Genomic DNA, 16,191 nt, shown 5'->3' on the forward strand with positions numbered 1-16,191 from the left:
TCTCGGAAAGGACATGCTGTGTTCACTCTCACGATCAGCGACAAGGCTGTGGCCGTCACGAATGCCGACGAGGATGAAGCGCGCGAGCTTTTCATGAGCGAGGATTTCAAGGACGACCTGAAGGCGCTCGAAACGGACGGCGCTCCGCTCTGGGACGGATTCGCCACCCTTGCCCTGCGACCTGCCACCGACCTCGAGATCACCGAGTTCGAGGAAGCCGATGTGGACGAGGAAGGGGAAGACGATGCGGAGGACGACGACAGTCCTCTCATCATGTTCCTCGTCGACGTGACGGATCCTGACGACGAGGAGTGAGGTTTCCGTCCGGCAACCGAGCTTCCCTCCCCTTCGCGGGGAGGGAACGGGTGCTCAGGACGGCGGCGAGCCGTCCTTGATCAGCGCCCTAATCCCGTCACGAAGTTCCGGCGTGTCTTTTTCCTTATGCACCGCGACCGCGTGCAGGACGGCGGCGTTGACGACTTCGTCGACGCTATCGGCGACGATGGCCAGCGAGCATTTCACATCGCTGGGGATCTCACGGCAATCGATGAATTTCCGGCCCATGGCGTCCTCCCGGATGACTGTTCCTTCAAAGCCGTTGCCACGACCGCGCCATTCTAGCCTCGCCGGCGCGCGAGGCGAGTCCCCTATCCTTTTGCGCCGAACGCATCTGCGAGCAGGTCATAGGAGCGCAGCTTGGCGTCGTGGTCGAAGACCGCCGCGGTGATCATCAATTCGTCAGCCTGGGTCGCCTCCAGGAGCGGTGCAAGCAGCTCGCGCATTGTCTGCTGCGAGCCGACGAACAGCCGTTGCCGGTTGCGCCGGATGGCCTCACGCTCGGCGGCCGAATAATCATAAGCGAGCGCCTCCTCGGGACTCGGCAGGGGACCGTATTCGCCGCGATTGCGGCGCAGGACGTTGAGATCGGCGCTCGAGGCGAGCCGCTCCGCATCCGCATCCGTCTCGGCGCAGATCGCCGCGATGGTGAGGATCGCGTGGGGTGCGCTGCGCCATGACGAGGGTGTGAACTCGCGCCGGTAGCTCATCATCGCATCGGTCGCGTCATGGCTTGCGAAATGCTGCGCGAAGCCGAAGCCAAGCCCGAGCTGCGCCGACAGATGCGCGCTGTAATCGCTCGATCCGAGAAGCCAGATCGGCGGCAGGGGCACGCCAGACGGCATGATGTCGATCTTGGAGAACGGATGAGTGGCCGGAAATCCCTTGGTCTCCAGCAGCAACAGCTCCTGAAGGCGCTCCGGAAAGTCGTCGCCGCCCCGCTCCTGCTGCTGCAGCCGCCGCAGCGCATAGGACGTCACCGGATCGGTGCCCGGGGCGCGGCCGAGTCCTAGGTCGATGCGGCCGGGAAACAGCGCTTCGAGGAGCTTGAACCGCTCCGCCACCATCAGCGGCGCATGGTTGGGCAGCATCACGCCGCCGGAGCCGACGCGGATCCGTTCGGTGACGGCGGCGATCTGGCCGATCATGATCTCCGGCGCGCCGCTGGCGACGGATGGCAGGTTATGATGTTCGGCGACCCAGAACCGCGTGAAGCCGAGCCGGTCGGTATGCCGCGCGAGATCGAGCGTGTTGCGCAGGGCGTGCGCCGGCGTCGAGCCCGCGGTGACGAAAGACAGATCGAGGACAGAAAGCGGCGGCATACGGTTTCCATGCGGTGATTGGGCAGGATAGGATCGTGCGACACGGGATATAGGTTCGCAGACCTGCAAAACCCATGCCCCTGCCCCATAAACCCGTTGTCGCCCACGATCGTCTGCAAAACCGCGCGGCCGCCAAAGAAGGAACTTTCCCATGAACAAACGTCGGCTCGGTCGCTCGGACCTGATGGTGTCGCCCCTTTGCCTCGGCGGGAATGTGTTCGGCTGGACGTCCGACGAGGCGGCGTCCTTCCGCGTCCTCGATGCGTTCGTCGCAAGCGGCCTCGAATTCATCGACACGGCGGACGTCTATTCCAGCTGGGCGCCCGGCAACAAAGGCGGCGAATCCGAGACCATCATCGGCAAGTGGATGAAAGCGCGCGGCAATCGGCAGAAGCTGGTCATCGCCACGAAAGTCGGGTCCGACATGGGCGAAGGGCGTAAAGGATTGTCGAAGACCTATATCCGCCGGGCGGTGGAGGATTCGCTGACGCGGCTGCAGACCGATTACATCGACCTCTATCAATCCCATCGGGATGACGAGGAGACGCCGCAGGCGGAGACGCTCGGTGCCTATCAGGAACTCATCGAGGCGGGCAAAGTCCGCGTCATCGGCGCGTCGAACTTCACCGCCGCGCGGCTGAAATCGGCGCTCGACATCAGCGCCAAGGACGGCTTGCCCCGCTACGAATCCCTGCAGCCGAAATACAATCTCCACGACCGCGCCGAATTCGAGAGCGAACTCGAACCCCTCTGTCTTGCGCACGAGGTCGGCGTGATCCCGTATTACGGTCTCGCCAGCGGTTTTCTGACCGGCAAGTACCGGTCGGAAGCAGATTTCGGCAAGAGCGTGCGCGGCGGGCGCATGGCCGATTATCTCAACGATCGCGGCACACGCATTCTCGCGGCCCTCGACGAGGTGGCGGCGGAAAGGAACACCGTGCCGGCGCAGGTGGCGCTCGCCTGGCTCATCGCCCGCCCCAGCATCACGGCGCCCATCGCCAGTGCGCGGAGCGTCGAGCAACTGGCCGATCTCGTCGCGGCGACGCGGCTCGAACTCGGTTCCGAGGCGATCGCACGGCTCGACCGGGCCTCGGCCTGATCAAGTCCAGACGCGCCGCCAACGCCTCGGCGTCAGCAGCCTACGCAAATCCCGCGCCGCACCTTGCGGTCGATCATCTCGCTCTTGCGCCGCATTTCGAGTTCGCGCGCCGTCGGCGCGGGTCCGGACGGGTCGAGCGCCCCGGCGGTGGACGGGGCGGCGCCCGTGCTGCCCTCCGTTCCCGGCGCGGGCCGTGGCGTGGTGACGGCGCTGGGCCGCGAACCCGGAGACGGGGTCGCCCTGCCGGGCGCAGTCTTGGTGCCGGCGCTTCCGGGACTTGGGCTCCCCATGGAGCTGCCTGTCGAACCGGAGCTTCCCGCCGAGCCTCCGGATTGAGCGAGGGCCTGCCCGACGAACAGCCCGGCAATCGTCAGCGTCGCCAATGTGAGTGTCCGCAATGCTCCCTCCTCGCGAATGCTCCAGACCAACGTGGAACAGCCAGCCGAGTTTCGGCTCAACGGCTCCACAGGGTCAAGCTCACCGGCTGGCGCGGATCGAGCACCTGTCGCGGCCCCGCCTCGAGACCGCTCTCGAAGAGCGCCGCGCAGGCGGATTTCCCCGCGTCGCAAACCGAGAACAGGCCGATGCCGGGGCCGACCCGGATGCCTTCGGCGCGGGAAAGGTGAAAGACGTCGTAGCCAATTCGCAAAAACAGATCGAACACCCTGCGCCCGCCCGGCACCGCCACGCGCCCGCCCTGCGGGAGAATGGTCGACATGGCCTCCTCCCAGCCGCAGCGGTCGGGATTCCACCACCACTCGTCGCCGCGCTTTTCGAGTCCCGACGACGATGTCGAGACGACGAGACGCGGGCGGCCCTTCGTGTTGGGATTGGCCTCATGCCCGATCCGTCCGAGCACCACGAGATCGGCCCGGTCGAGCTCGCGCTGGAAATACGCCCAGTCGGCGTCGTTCCTGAGCGACGGGGGCGTCTCGCCGGTCGAATCGGTGATGCGGTCGTCATCCGAGACGATCGCGTAGCCGTGGATGTGGATCGTCACAGCGAACCCCTGTTTTTCCGCCAGCCCATTCTACCGCACCATCGGGCTGCGCCGCCATCGCGCATCGTCGCGACATGGCGATTGGGACGGGGATGGGGATGGCGTTCGGCTCCGGCCTTGCCAGACCTGCGCGAACATCCGATGAAACCCCACAAGGATCTCGAAACGAGAGTGAGCCGATGCGGATTGCGACGTGGAACGTGAACTCGATCAAGCAGCGGCTCGAGCATCTGGCCGAATTCCTCAAGACGAGCGAGCCGGATGTGGTCTGCCTGCAGGAGCTGAAATGCGTCGACGACGCCTTTCCGCGATTCGAGGTCGAGGCGCTCGGCTACAACGTCGCGACTCACGGCCAGAAGGCCTATAACGGCGTTGCCATCCTGTCGAAGCGGCCCCTCGAAGACGTCCGTCGCGGCCTGCCGGGCGACGATGGCGACGACCATGCGCGCTATATCGAGGGGGTCGTGCCGACGGCGAACGGGGTCGTGCGGGTGGCGTCCATCTATCTCCCCAACGGCAATCCCATCGGCACGCCGAAATTTCCCTACAAGCTCGCTTGGCTGGACCGGCTGACGGCGCACGCGCGGGAACTCCTCCGGCTGGAGGAGAACCTCGTCCTGTGCGGGGATTACAATGTCATTCCCGAGCCGAAGGACGCCGCCGATCCCGCTCTCTGGGTCAATGATGCGCTGTTCCAGCCGGAGAGCCGGGCACGCTTCCGGGCGCTGCTCGATCTCGGCTTCGTGGATGCCCTGCGGGCCTGCAACGACCAGGCAGGCCTCTACACCTTCTGGGATTATCAGGCCGGCGCGTTCCAACGGAACAACGGCATCCGCATCGATCACCTGCTCCTGTCGCCGCAGGCGCAGGACAAGCTGCAATCGGTCAGCATTCGCAAGGATGTCCGCGGCTGGGAGAAACCGTCGGACCACGTGCCGGTGCTGGTGGACCTCAAGATCGAGGCCTAAACGCAAACGCTTAGCGGCGCGCCTGAATGTATTGCTCGAGAAGATCGAGCGCCAGTTTGCGGTCACTGTCGCCCGACACGGCAAATGCCTCGTCGTAGAGCTTCCCGATCCACTGGTACTTGTTCGGCTCAATCGATTCACGCGCCAGGGTCAGCCACATCAGGCCCTTGGCGCGCTGACGGGGAACGCCGTTGCCCGTCATCAGCAGATGCCCCAGCAGGGCCTGCGAGGGGTGGTGGCCCTTTTCGGCCGCCAGGTTGAACCAGCGCGCCGCCTGCCGCGAATCCTTCTCGACGCCCGTGCCTTCGAGGTAGAGGCGCGCGAGATTGTACTGGGCGTTCGAATCGCTGAAATAGCTCGCGGCGTAATTGAACATCTCGACCGCCCGGCCCGGGTTGGCCGAGACATACGTGCCCTGGATGCCGTCGAGGAAATAGGTCCCCAAGGCCACGAAGGCGCTCGACACCACCGCGGCGTTCGGCGAATCCGGGCTCTCGTCGGCGTTCTGGTCCGCGAGTTTCGAGAAATACTCGAAGGCCTTGAGGTCGTCATGCTCGACCCCGTCGCCATCCGCATACATGCGGCCGAGTTTCCAGAGAGCCAGGGTATGCCCCTGCCCCGCCGCATATTCGAGCGCGAGGGCAGCGCCCTGCTTGTCGCCTGCGTTGTAGTCCCTCATGCCGTTGCGCAAAGCCTCGCGCGCCGAGCCATACTTGATGGTCGGCGTGAGAGGCTGCGGACGCGGCGCGGCATCGAGCGCGAAAGCTGCGCTCGAGCCAAGCAACGCCACGCCGCAAGCGGCAATCAGACTAGATGTCCGCATAGCATTCCTTCTCGGCCGATCCGCCGGGATGGGTCACGGCGCCGTCCCGCGCCGGTCCCACCGTMTGCGCATATTTCCAGAGGTAGCCCGATGTCGCATCGGTCTCGCGCGGCTTCCATTCGGCGTGCCGGCGCGCGAGTTCCTCGTCGGACAGCTCGATGTCGATGGTGCCCTTGATGGCGTCGAGGGCGATGATGTCGCCGTCGCGCACCAGCGCGATGGGGCCGCCGACCGCCGCTTCCGGACCCGCATGGCCGATGCAGAAGCCGCGCGTCGCGCCCGAGAACCGGCCGTCGGTGATGAGCGCGACCTTGTCGCCCATGCCCTGGCCGTAGAGCGCCRCCGTCGTGGACAGCATCTCGCGCATGCCGGGCCCGCCGCGCGGACCCTCGTAGCGGATGACGAGGACTTCGCCTTCCTTGTACTGCTTCTTGCTGACGGCCTGGAAGCATGCCTCCTCGCCGTCGAAGCAGCGCGCGGGACCGCGGAACACCTGCTTGTCGACCGGCATGCCCGCGACCTTCACGATGGCGCCTTCGGGCGCGAGGTTGCCGCGCAGGCCGACGACGCCGCCGGTCGCGGTGATCGGCTTGTTGGCCGGACGCACCACGTCCTGCTCGTCGTTCCAGCGCACATTGGCAAGGTTCTCGGCAATCGTGCGGCCAGTCACCGTCATGCAATCGCCATGCATGAAGCCGTGATCGAGAAGGGTCTTCATGAGGAGCGGAATGCCGCCGACTTCGAACATGTCCTTCGCCACATAGCGGCCGCCCGGCTTCAGGTCGGCGATATAGGGCGTGCGCTTGAAGATTTCGGCCACGTCGAACAGGTCGAACTTGATGCCGATCTCGTGAGCGATCGCCGGCAGGTGAAGCGCCGCATTCGTCGAGCCGCCGGACGCGGCCACCACCGTGGCGGCGTTTTCCAGAGCCTTGAGGGTGACGATATCGCGGGGACGGATGTTCTTCGCCAGAAGCTCCATCACCATCTCGCCGGCGGTGAAGCAGAACCGGTCGCGGATTTCGTAAGGGGCGGGAGCGCCCGCCGAATAGGGCAGCGCGAGGCCGATGGCCTCGGACACGGTCGCCATGGTGTTGGCGGTGAACTGAGCGCCGCAGGCACCGGCGGACGGGCACGCCACCTGCTCGAGTTCGGTCAGGTCCTCGTCCGACATCTCGCCGACCGAATGCTTGCCGACGGCCTCGAACAGATCCTGCACGGTCACGGGCTTGCCCCGGAACGAGCCGGGCAGAATGCTTCCGCCGTAGATGAAGATCGACGGGACGTTGAGGCGCACCATCGCCATCATCATGCCGGGCAAAGACTTGTCGCAGCCGGCCATGCCCACGAGGGCGTCATAGGCGTGGCCGCGCATGGTCAGCTCGACCGAATCGGCGATGACCTCGCGCGACGGCAGCGAGGACTTCATGCCCTGGTGACCCATGGCGATGCCGTCGGTCACGGTAATGGTGCAAAACTCTCGGGGCGTGCCCTGAGCGGAGGAGACGCCCTTCTTCACGGCCTGCGCCTGGCGCATCAGGGAGATGTTGCAGGGCGCGGCTTCGTTCCAGCAGGTGGCGACGCCGACGAATGGCTGGTGAATCTGCTCCTGGGTCAGACCCATCGCGTAGAGGTACGAACGGTGCGGCGCGCGAGCTGCGCCTTCCGTTACGTAGCGACTTGGGAGTTTCGATTTGTCGAACCGGCGCGCATCCATGAACTTCACTCTTCCCCGCTTGGCGTAACACTGGGTCCCGAATGGTTACGGAACCCTGGTGCTCTGCCATGCGCCACACCTTTCGCGCAACGTCCCAAGAGAGTCAGAAAAAACCCGCTCGCGCCTGGCCGTCGTCTGCGCCCCACTGCCCTAAAGCTTTGCCGTTAAAGCAGTTTAGCGAGACCCATGAGGTGCCTTCGGTTTATGGCGGGATCGCGGCGGAGCGTGGGCCAAGCGCGGCCAGATCAGGAAGGTTTGAAGGTGTTGCGGCCGCGCCACATGAATCCGCCGTGAATCGGCAAACCATGTCACCCGGAGACCGTCGCGGCTTCGCGCCGGCGCTACATCCGGAACACGCCGAAACGGGTCTCCGGCACCGGCGCGTTCAAGGTCGCTGAAAACGCGAGCGCGAGAACGCGGCGGGTCTCCGACGGCAGGATGATGCCGTCGTCCCAGAGCCGGGCGGTGGCATGGTAGGGGCTGCCTTCCAGCTCGTAAGTATCGCGGATCGGCGCCTTGAAGGCTTCCTCGTCCTCCGCGCTCCAGCTCCCGCCCTCCGCCTCGATGTTGTCGCGCCGGACGGTGGCGAGAACGCTCGCCGCCTGCTCGCCTCCCATCACTGAAATTCGCGAATTGGGCCAGGTGAACAGGAAGCGCGGCGAATAGGCCCGGCCGCACATGCCGTAATTGCCGGCGCCGAACGAGCCGCCGAGCAGCAGCGTGATCTTGGGCACCTGCGCGCAGGCGACCGCGGTGACGAGCTTCGCGCCATCCTTGGCGATGCCGCCGGCCTCGTATTGCCGGCCCACCATGAAGCCCGAGATGTTCTGCAGGAACAGCAGCGGGATGCGCCGCTGGCAGCACAATTCGATGAAGTGGGCGCCCTTGAGAGCGCTCTCGGAAAACAGAATGCCGTTATTGCCGATGATGCCGACCGGCATGCCCCAGATCCGCGCGAAGCCGGTGACCAGCGTGGTGCCGTAGAGGCGCTTGAACTCGTCGAATTCGGAGCCGTCCACCAGCCGCGCGATCACCTCGCGGATATCGTATTGCTTCTTGAGATCCGTCGGCACGATGGCGTCGAGATCGTCGATGGCGTATTTCGGCTCGACCGGCTCCGCGATGTCGAGATCGACGACCTTGCGGGTGTTCAGCGTCGAGACGATCCGGCGCACGATGGCGAGCGCATGGACGTCGTCGGTCGCATAATGATCGGCCACGCCCGATTGGCGCGCGTGGACGTCGGCGCCGCCGAGATCTTCCGCCGAGACGACTTCGCCCGTGGCGGCCTTCACCAGCGGAGGTCCGCCGAGAAAGATGGTGCCCTGATGGCGCACGATCACCGTCTCGTCCGACATCGCCGGCACATAGGCGCCGCCCGCCGTACAGGAGCCCATCACACAGGCGATCTGCGGGATGCCGAGGGAGGACAGCGTCGCCTGGTTGTAGAAAATTCGCCCGAAATGATCCCGGTCGGGAAACACCTCGGTCTGGTGCGGAAGGTTCGCGCCGCCCGAATCGACGAGATAGATGCAGGGCAGGCGATTCTCGCGGGCGACCTCCTGGGCGCGAAGATGCTTCTTCACGGTCATCGGATAATAGGTGCCGCCCTTGATGGTGGAATCGTTGCAGACGATCATCACCTCGCGGCCTTCGACGCGGCCGATGCCGGTGATGATCCCGGCGCCGTGGATCGCGCCGTCATACATTTCATGCGCGGCGAGCGCGCCGAGTTCGAGAAACGGCGCGCCGGGGTCGAGCAGGCGCGTGACCCGCTCGCGCGGCAGCAGCTTGCCGCGCCCCAAATGCCGCTCGCGGGCTTTTGCCGGTCCGCCCTCGGCCACGATCCCGCGCTTGGCGCGCAGTTCCGCCGCGAGTTCGGCCCAGGCGGCGCGGTTGGCGCGCGCATTATCCGAGGCAAGGTCGGCGGATGTGGCGATGACGGGCACGCCTCAGCTCCTGCTTGTCGTGGTCAACCTCGTCGTCAGCCCTTCGCGCGGATGACGACCCGTTCGCGAACGGCGCCGGGCCCGCAGCGATRGGCGATGCCGCGGACGAGCAGCCAATCATTCGATTGTTTGTCGAGATAGAGATGCGTCCCGCCGAGCGCCACCGTCGCCTCCAGCATGGATTGGGTGGCAGGACCGAAGCCCGGCGTCGTGGTGATCGTCGGAGAGACCACGCCCAGCCGGGTGCAGACCCGCACGTCCGCCGGCGAATCCATGATCTGGACCACATCGGTCGGAGAGGGTCGGTAGGCGCAGGCCGAAGCGGTCAAGGCGATGAGGGAGGCGATGAGGACGCGAGTCATGGGATATCCGCCGATCAGGTAATCTTCTCCCAAGCTTAGAGCATGAAGCACCGCTGGCGAGAAGCCATGAGGCGGCGGGAGCCGAAATCCCTCGGGGACAGGCCGAAAAATCGCCGCTTGTGACTTCCGGGTCACGTCCGGGCGGCTCAGGCGCGCTCCGTCGGCCCGAAGATCGTCTCGAAGCTCCGGCGAAGGGCGCCGTCCACCTCCGGCATGGTCACTGGGATGCCGAGATCCACTAGGCTGGTGATGCCGTGCTGGCGGACGCCGCAGGGGACGATGCCGGAGAAATGGGAAAGGTCCGGCTCGACGTTGAGGCTGATGCCGTGGAAACTGACCCAGCGGCGCACGCGGATGCCGATGGCGGCGATCTTGTCCTCGGCTCCCTCCCCCCGTTCGGGACGGCGAACCCAGACCCCGACCCGATCGTCGCGCCGCTCGCCCCGCACGTTGAATTCGGCAAGCGTTGCAATGAGCCAGGCTTCGAGGGCCGCCACGTATCGGCGCAGATCCTGCTGCCGGCGACTGAGATCCAGCATCACATAGGCCACCCGCTGGCCGGGGCCGTGATAGGTATATTGCCCGCCTCGCCCGCTGCGGTGGACCGGAAAGCGGTTCGGCTCCACGAGGTCCGAATCCTGCGCCGAGGTTCCGGCCGTATAGAGAGGGGGATGCTCGACCAGCCAGACCAGTTCGCGGGCGCCGTCCCGGGCGATGGCCTCGGCGCGGGCTTCCATGAAGGCAACCGCCTCCTCGTATCCCGTCAGCCCCTCGGCGATGGCCCATTCGACGGGCACCGTTCCCGCGAGGGCGGGGAAGCTGTCGGCGAGATTGTCGCGAAGGCTCGGCAAGTCGATCCACCCGGATGAAAGGCGCGGCAGGAGCGCTGTATTGATCCCCGTTCCCCCGCGCGGTCAACCCGCCTGAGATATGCGCCCCGGAACACCAGACAAGGCGCCCCGCGGACAAGCCTCGCGGATGGCCGGCATTTGCCTTTGGACCCTGCCCTTGGACCTTGCGGAAACTCTTGGCCCGATGGGCTTGCGGTCCCGCAATCCATCTAGTATAGCCCGCCTCGCACGGGATTTCGGTCCCGGCTCCAAGCTCTGCGGCCATGGCGGAATTGGTAGACGCACTACCTTGAGGTGGTAGCGGGGAGACCCGTGGAGGTTCGAGTCCTCTTGGCCGCACCAGCTTTGAAGAACGCCTCGGCGGACATCCGCCGGCGCGTTACAAAAAGGTCCCTGACGGGGCCTTTTTTGTTGCCTGCGCGGGATTGTCACCTAGGCTGACGGGCGGGTCCGGCTATGTGGCGTTCACAAGACTTGCCTGTCGCTTCCCGATCCGCTGCGCCGGCTTGAAACGACACGGCAGGAAACCGACCCAACCCACCGATCCGGCTTTGGCTTTTGCGGCGCATTGTGCTGATGCTTGCGCCTATCTAAAAGGCCGTCGGATCCAGCGCTTCGAGGAACGACCCATGCAGGACGTCGACGATCTGACGCCACCTGGCGTGCCCGAGGGCGAAACAGCCCCATGGTCGTTCCGCGACGATGACGGCGAGATCAACCAGGACTTTCTCCGCGCGGTCGGCGACGCGATCGACGCTTCGGACACCGCGCGCCTGCTCCATCTCGTGGAGGATTTCCACGAATCCGAAATGGGCGACCTCCTGGAAGCCCTCGACACCGATCACCGCCCTCGCCTGATCGAATTGCTCGGATCCGATTTCGACTTCGCGGCCCTGACCGAGGTCGACGATTCGGTTCGTGAGGAAATCCTCGAGGAGCTCGAAACCGCCACCGTCGCGGAGGGCGTGCGGGACCTCGAATCCGACGATGCCGTCACGATTCTCGAAAGCCTCGACGACGAGGACAAGGCGGATGTGCTCGAGCGGCTGCCGGCGATCGAGCGCGTGGCGCTCCAGCGTTCGCTCGACTATCCGGAAGACAGCGCCGGCCGGCGCATGCAGACCGAGTTCATCGCGGTCCCCCCCTTCTGGACCGTCGGCCAGACCATCGACTTCATGCGCGAGACGCCGGACCTGCCGGAGACCTTCTACGAGATCTTCGTGATCGATCCCGCCGGCCATCTCCTGGGAGCGGTGGCGCTCGACCGGCTCCTGCGGTCGAAACGTCCGATGACCATCGAACAGCTCATGGATGACGAGCCGGACCGCGTGAAGGCGACCGAAAACCAGGAAGAGGTGGCGCGCATGTTCGAGCGCTACAACCTCGTGTCGGCGGCCGTGGTCGACGAGGCCGGAAGGCTCGTCGGCGTGATGATGGTCGACGACATCGTCGACGTGCTTGAAGAGGAGGCGGATGCCGACATCAAGCAGCTCGGCGGTGTCCACTCCGACGAAGAATTGTCCGATACGGTGATGACGACCCAGCGCAGCCGCTTTCCCTGGCTTTTCRCCAACATGTGCACGGCGATCGTCGCCGCCAACGTGATCGGCGCCTTCTCGGCCTCGCTTGAGCACATGGTGGCGCTCGCGGTGCTCATGCCCATCGTCGCCTCCATGGGCGGCAATGCGGGCACCCAGACCATGACGGTGGCGGTGCGGGCGCTTGCCACCCGCGAGCTCGGCCGCTCGAACGCCTGGCGCATCATCCGCCGCGAGGCGATGGTCGGCCTCCTGAACGGAATCGTGTTCGCCGTCATCATGGGCACCATCGCGGGCCTCTGGTTCCAGGCGCTCGATCTTGGCGTCGTCATGGGGCTGGCGCTGATCACCGTGCTGCTCTTCGCGGCGCTCGGGGGCATTTTCGTGCCGCTTACGCTCAATCGGTTCGGCGTCGATCCGGCGGTGTCCTCCGGACCCTTCGTGACCAGCATCACCGACATCGTCGGCTTCTTCGCTTTCCTKGGGATTGCGACCGCCTGGTTCGGCCTCTAGCCCGCCGTTAAGCCTCTTTCGTAAGCGGTTGTTAATGGGCTTGGGTCATGGCTGGTCAGATCGATTTCGCCGGATATAGTTGACCAGATGAAGTCCCGACGTCCTTCCCGCCGCTCGAAAGCTCCCTCCCGACTGCGCCAGATCCTGGTCGCGGCGCGCGCCGGCGCGGTCCTGGCGCTGGCCGTCGGACTTGCCTCCTGCGCGATTGCCCCGTCCAGCCGCTACCCCGCCAAGGGCGATGCGCGTCCGCACGCGGGCGTCGCCTCCGCCCATGGAATGCCGGTTCACGGGGTCGATATTTCCAAGTGGCAGGGCAAGGTCGATTGGGCGGCTTTGCGCCAGGCCGGAACGAAATTCGCCTTCATCAAGRCCACCGAGGGTGGCGACCACGTGGACAACCGGTTTATGGAAAACTGGGCCGGCRCCAAACAGGCCGGGGTCCCCCGCGGCGCCTATCACTTCGTCTATTGGTGCCGCCCGGCCCACGAACAGGCCATGTGGTTCAAGCGGAACGTCCCCTACGATCCGACCGCCCTGCCCCCGGTCCTCGACGTCGAATGGAACGGCGAGTCGGTCAACTGCCCGCGGAAGGTGCCGCGCGAGCAGGCGCTCGCCATGATCCACCTGATGCTGAAGGAGATGGAGGCGCATACGGGCAAGCGCCCCATCATCTACACCGACATCACCTTCCACCAGGAGATCCTGGAGGGCGAGTTCACCGATTATCCGTTCTGGATCCGCAGCACCGCCGCCGAGCCGCACCATCGCTACAACGACCGCCGTTGGACCTTCTGGCAATTCACCACCACCGGCCGCGTCCCCGGCGTGTCGGGCGATATTGACCGGAACACCTTCTACGGCACCGACAACCAGTGGCGCATGTTCCTCGCCAGCAATTGCGACCCCCGCGACCACGCCCGGCTGAAGAACACCGGCGTCTGCAGCAATGTGGGCGGCGGAGAGGCTTACGCGAGCGCGGAAGAGTAGCGGCGCGGGGGGGCCTCCCGCTCTTGCAAATTGACGCCCTTGCAAATTGCCGCCCTTGCAAATTGCCGCTCCCTGCCCGAACCTTCGACCCAAGCCGATGCCAAAATCGCACGAGGTTGGAGGAAAGCCATGATCCCGAACATCCGCGCCTTCAATTTCGACCTTGGCGAGACCGCCGATGCGATCCGCGAGACGGTCCGCGACTTCGCGCAGGACAAGATCGCGCCGCGAGCCGAAGAAATCGACCGCACCAACCAGTTCCCCCGCGATCTCTGGCCCCAGATGGGCGAACTGGGATTGCACGGCATCACGGTCGGCGAGGAATATGGCGGCGCGGGGCTCGGTTACCTCGAGCATGTGGTGGCGGTGGAGGAGGTGTCGCGCGCCTCCGCGTCGGTCGGGCTGTCTTATGGGGCCCATTCCAATCTCTGCATCAACCAGATCAGCCGCAACGGTACCGAGGAGCAGAAGCGGCGCTACCTGCCGAAGCTGATCTCCGGCGAGCATCTCGGCGCGCTTGCCATGTCTGAGCCGGGCTCGGGCTCGGACGTGGTGTCCATGCGCACCCGGGCCGAGAAGCGCGGCGACCGATATGTGCTCAACGGCAACAAGATGTGGATCACCAACGGCCCCACGGCCGACGCGCTGGTGGTCTATGCCAAGACCGACCCGGAGGCTGGATCGAAGGGCATCACGGCCTTCCTCATCGAGAAAGGCTTCAAGGGATTCTCGACTCACCAGAAGCTCGACAAGCTCGGCATGCGCGGCTCGGATACCTGCGAATTGCTGTTCGAGGATTGCGAGGTGCCGGAGGAGAACGTGCTCGGAAAGGTCGGCCGGGGCGTCAACGTCCTGATGTCCGGCCTCGATTACGAGCGCGCGGTTCTGGCCGCCGGACCCCTCGGCATCATGCAGGCCTGCATGGATGTGGTGATGCCCTATGTCCACGAGCGCAAGCAGTTCGGCCAGCCCATCGGCGGGTTCCAGCTCGTGCAGGGCAAGCTCGCCGACATGTACGTGACGATGAATTCCGCGAAGGCCTATGTCTACGCCGTCGCCAAGGCCTGCGACCGCAACGAGACCACCCGCGAGGACGCCGCCGGCGCGATCCTCTACGCGGCCGAAAAGGCGACCCAATGCGCGCTCGACGCGATCCAACTGCTCGGCGGCAACGGCTATATCAACGACTACCCGACGGGCCGCCTCCTGCGCGACGCGAAGCTCTACGAGATCGGGGCCGGCACGAGCGAGATCAGGCGGATGCTGATCGGCCGGGAATTGTTCGAGAAATCGGCGTGAAGATCACGCATCCGTCATGCCGGGGCCGCGCAGGCGGAGCCCGGAAACCATAGTCGCCAACAACTCCGGGAGAGGCACGGCGGCGATGGTCGCGACTTCGGAGGACGGGTTTGCAAATGGGTCGAAGAATCTGAAGATTGCCGCCAACGACTTCTACCGGCTGTCAGCAGCCGCGCCGCTCCACCCCTTCGGGAGAGGCTCCGGACTTCACCTCTCTCTGCGGGAGAGGTCGGACCGAAAGATCCGGGTGAGGGGTTTCGGGCTMTCCGGAAACCGCTCACCCCCCTTCACCCTCGCTTCGCTCGACCTCTCCCCGCCGGGGAGAGGTCGGACGAGCGCGCTCAGGGCTTCCGGGCTCGCTCGCACCGGAATGACGGGAGCGAGCCGCTACTTCGTCGCAGCCTCGTAGATGTACAGCGTCGACTTGTCGTCCTCGGGCATGAAATAGCCCCGCAGCCCGACGTCGCTCGCCTCGAACCAGACCGGATTATGCGTCATGTCCATGCCCGACGGCGACCACAGCAGCACCGGCGACTGGAAGATCGGACGGCCATCGGCGAGGTTGACGAGGTCGACGCCGCCGAGGCGGAAGGGCTGCGCTTCGGGCGTGACCCTCATTTCCGTCACGCCGGTGCAGAGCATCCGGTTGCCGCCCGCATATTTGCAGTCCTGATAATCGAGATAATGCGAGGTGTTGAGGGTTCTGAGAGCCTCGGGCTTGGCGTCGGCATTGGTGGGCTTGCCGTCCGCGCCGAGCGGCCAGCGGTAGAACCGGCGGGAGCCCCAGCTGACCCCATGGAGGGAATTGTCGTCGGTGTTGTGGACGACGCCGCCCACGTGATCCTTGAAGCGGAACATCTCGGTGGCCGTCATCGTCTCGGGATCGACCCGGTAGATGATCGCCTGGCTGTTGGGGCGATACTCCGCCACCGGCACCCAGATGTATTTGCCGTCGTAATCGATCCCGCCCGGATGGTAGATCGAGCCCTCGCCGAGTTTCACCTCTCCGACGAGATTGCCCTTCGGGTCGATCTTGAACAGGTGCCCCGCGCCCTCCCCGGTGTCCCGGTCATAGCCGTCGACGGGTTGCGGGAAGCGCTTGGTCGGCGTCTTGATCTCGACCGAGGAGACGAAAAGATTGTCGCCGATTTTGACCATGCCTTGCGGATGGTGGGTGAGGAAGTTGATCGGCACCGCCTCGACCTGTTTCCAGGCCGTTCCGCGGGTCAGCTTGACCACCTGTTCGGCGGCGGCCGCGGCTTTGTTTTCCGCCGCATGGGCCGCGGGCGCCGCCGCGACGAGCAAGCAAGCGGCCAGACACTGCAAACTGCGATTCATCGAGGTCTCTCCCAGTTGAGATTTCCGCCCTTTGGACACAGCGAACGCCAAGGAGCTGACGCCGAGTAAATCTCAACCCGGCGCGCCCG

General features: G+C 65.3%; 16 protein-coding genes and 1 tRNA gene. 7 read left to right on the plus strand and 10 right to left on the minus strand.

From position 1 onward, the window contains the following. Positions 1 to 18 precede the first annotated feature (18 nt). On the plus strand, positions 19 to 315 hold the full coding sequence (locus AC1DVM_RS05425; RefSeq protein WP_477252670.1) for a hypothetical protein: 297 nt from the start codon (positions 19 to 21) through the stop codon (positions 313 to 315). Positions 316 to 369: 54 nt separating this feature from the next. On the opposite strand, the gene AC1DVM_RS05430 is transcribed toward AC1DVM_RS05425, so the two are convergent. Continuing rightward, a complete protein-coding gene (locus tag AC1DVM_RS05430; protein ID WP_477252671.1) occupies positions 370 to 564 on the minus strand; it encodes a DUF1059 domain-containing protein in 195 nt (64 codons plus the stop codon). A gap of 83 nt (positions 565 to 647) precedes the next feature. Further along, on the minus strand, positions 648 to 1,658 hold the full coding sequence (locus tag AC1DVM_RS05435; RefSeq protein ID WP_477252673.1) for an LLM class flavin-dependent oxidoreductase: 1,011 nt from the start codon (positions 1,656 to 1,658) through the stop codon (positions 648 to 650). A 151-nt stretch (positions 1,659 to 1,809) separates the two neighbouring features. Between AC1DVM_RS05435 and AC1DVM_RS05440 the strand changes: the two genes are divergently transcribed. Next, complete coding sequence (locus tag AC1DVM_RS05440; protein WP_477252675.1) at positions 1,810 to 2,757, plus strand: aldo/keto reductase; 948 nt, start codon at positions 1,810 to 1,812, stop codon at positions 2,755 to 2,757. 32 nt (positions 2,758 to 2,789) lie between these two features. Here the strand turns inward: AC1DVM_RS05440 and AC1DVM_RS05445 are convergent, their stop codons facing one another. Together AC1DVM_RS05445 and AC1DVM_RS05450 are read right to left on the minus strand one after the other, a co-directional pair. Next, positions 2,790 to 3,155, minus strand: coding sequence for a hypothetical protein (locus tag AC1DVM_RS05445; protein ID WP_477252677.1), 366 nt, complete (start codon positions 3,153 to 3,155; stop codon positions 2,790 to 2,792). Positions 3,156 to 3,211: 56 nt separating this feature from the next. Beyond that, a complete protein-coding gene (locus tag AC1DVM_RS05450) occupies positions 3,212 to 3,757 on the minus strand; it encodes a dihydrofolate reductase family protein (RefSeq protein WP_477252679.1) in 546 nt (181 codons plus the stop codon). A gap of 179 nt (positions 3,758 to 3,936) precedes the next feature. On the opposite strand from AC1DVM_RS05450, the gene xth reads away from it, so the two are divergent. Then, positions 3,937 to 4,725: an exodeoxyribonuclease III gene (xth, locus tag AC1DVM_RS05455; protein WP_477252680.1), complete on the plus strand. Its 789-nt coding sequence runs from the start codon at positions 3,937 to 3,939 to the stop codon at positions 4,723 to 4,725. Positions 4,726 to 4,735: 10 nt separating this feature from the next. On the opposite strand, the gene AC1DVM_RS05460 is transcribed toward xth, so the two are convergent. The 5 genes from AC1DVM_RS05460 to lipB form a co-directional block, all read right to left on the minus strand. Then, entirely contained in the window at positions 4,736 to 5,548 is an 813-nt protein-coding gene (locus AC1DVM_RS05460) for a tetratricopeptide repeat protein (RefSeq protein ID WP_477252682.1), read from the minus strand. Continuing rightward, complete coding sequence (gene ilvD / locus AC1DVM_RS05465; RefSeq protein ID WP_477252684.1) at positions 5,535 to 7,265, minus strand: dihydroxy-acid dehydratase; 1,731 nt, start codon at positions 7,263 to 7,265, stop codon at positions 5,535 to 5,537. Before ilvD ends, AC1DVM_RS05460 begins: the two co-directional genes overlap by 14 nt. A gap of 341 nt (positions 7,266 to 7,606) precedes the next feature. Beyond that, a complete protein-coding gene (locus AC1DVM_RS05470) occupies positions 7,607 to 9,214 on the minus strand; it encodes a carboxyl transferase domain-containing protein (RefSeq protein WP_477252685.1) in 1,608 nt (535 codons plus the stop codon). Between the two features lie 35 nt (positions 9,215 to 9,249). Next, positions 9,250 to 9,576 (minus strand): hypothetical protein, encoded by a 327-nt coding sequence (locus tag AC1DVM_RS05475; RefSeq protein WP_477252687.1) that lies wholly within the window; start codon positions 9,574 to 9,576, stop codon positions 9,250 to 9,252. Positions 9,577 to 9,722: 146 nt separating this feature from the next. Continuing rightward, positions 9,723 to 10,427: a lipoyl(octanoyl) transferase LipB gene (gene lipB / locus AC1DVM_RS05480; RefSeq protein WP_477252688.1), complete on the minus strand. Its 705-nt coding sequence runs from the start codon at positions 10,425 to 10,427 to the stop codon at positions 9,723 to 9,725. A gap of 257 nt (positions 10,428 to 10,684) precedes the next feature. Here lipB and AC1DVM_RS05485 point away from each other — a divergent pair. The 4 genes from AC1DVM_RS05485 to AC1DVM_RS05500 all read left to right on the plus strand — a co-directional run bounded on the left by AC1DVM_RS05485 (position 10,685) and on the right by AC1DVM_RS05500 (position 14,764). Continuing rightward, positions 10,685 to 10,769, plus strand: a tRNA-Leu gene (locus AC1DVM_RS05485). 287 nt (positions 10,770 to 11,056) lie between these two features. Continuing rightward, positions 11,057 to 12,478 (plus strand): magnesium transporter, encoded by a 1,422-nt coding sequence (gene mgtE / locus AC1DVM_RS05490; RefSeq protein WP_477252690.1) that lies wholly within the window; start codon positions 11,057 to 11,059, stop codon positions 12,476 to 12,478. An 87-nt stretch (positions 12,479 to 12,565) separates the two neighbouring features. Beyond that, positions 12,566 to 13,465, plus strand: coding sequence for a glycoside hydrolase family 25 protein (locus AC1DVM_RS05495; RefSeq protein ID WP_477252692.1), 900 nt, complete (start codon positions 12,566 to 12,568; stop codon positions 13,463 to 13,465). Between the two features lie 129 nt (positions 13,466 to 13,594). Continuing rightward, positions 13,595 to 14,764, plus strand: coding sequence for an isovaleryl-CoA dehydrogenase (locus tag AC1DVM_RS05500; protein WP_477252693.1), 1,170 nt, complete (start codon positions 13,595 to 13,597; stop codon positions 14,762 to 14,764). 387 nt (positions 14,765 to 15,151) lie between these two features. On the opposite strand, the gene AC1DVM_RS05505 is transcribed toward AC1DVM_RS05500, so the two are convergent. Next, a complete protein-coding gene (locus AC1DVM_RS05505) occupies positions 15,152 to 16,102 on the minus strand; it encodes a DUF6454 family protein (RefSeq protein WP_477252695.1) in 951 nt (316 codons plus the stop codon). Positions 16,103 to 16,191 lie beyond the last annotated feature (89 nt).

The sequence above is a fragment of the Microvirga sp. P4_A5 genome (assembly GCF_056402495.1).

Excerpts from the sequence above, each read along its gene's own strand:
- AC1DVM_RS05430 (WP_477252671.1), bottom strand. The coding sequence starts at position 564 with ATGGGCCGGAAATTCATCGATTGCCGTGAGATCCCCAGCGATGTGAAA.
- AC1DVM_RS05435 (WP_477252673.1), bottom strand. The coding sequence starts at position 1,658 with ATGCCGCCGCTTTCTGTCCTCGATCTGTCTTTCGTCACCGCGGGCTCG.
- AC1DVM_RS05440 (WP_477252675.1), top strand. The coding sequence starts at position 1,810 with ATGAACAAACGTCGGCTCGGTCGCTCGGACCTGATGGTGTCGCCCCTT.
- xth (WP_477252680.1), top strand. The coding sequence starts at position 3,937 with ATGCGGATTGCGACGTGGAACGTGAACTCGATCAAGCAGCGGCTCGAG.
- AC1DVM_RS05460 (WP_477252682.1), bottom strand. The coding sequence starts at position 5,548 with ATGCGGACATCTAGTCTGATTGCCGCTTGCGGCGTGGCGTTGCTTGGC.
- AC1DVM_RS05500 (WP_477252693.1), top strand. The coding sequence starts at position 13,595 with ATGATCCCGAACATCCGCGCCTTCAATTTCGACCTTGGCGAGACCGCC.
- AC1DVM_RS05505 (WP_477252695.1), bottom strand. The coding sequence starts at position 16,102 with ATGAATCGCAGTTTGCAGTGTCTGGCCGCTTGCTTGCTCGTCGCGGCG.